Genomic DNA, 224 nt, shown 5'->3' on the forward strand with positions numbered 1-224 from the left:
TGTAAGCGATGCTCAAGCAAATACTGAACCTTCTGTATCAGAGTAAATTCAAAGCGCGGTTTATGCCGCGCTTGTTAATTTAATTATATGGGGAAGAAGACCTAAAGTATCCCCAGAATTAGCCTTTATATATCAATGAACTAATAGTATTAAAAAATGTGGGAAGCGAGGGAACATTCATGGTGTTTTGTGATCTTATGAATCGCTTAAAAACAACAGAGCTA

It is taken from the genome of Pseudoalteromonas sp. SG44-1, assembly GCF_014164315.1.
Taxonomy (GTDB): domain Bacteria; phylum Pseudomonadota; class Gammaproteobacteria; order Enterobacterales; family Alteromonadaceae; genus Pseudoalteromonas; species Pseudoalteromonas rhizosphaerae.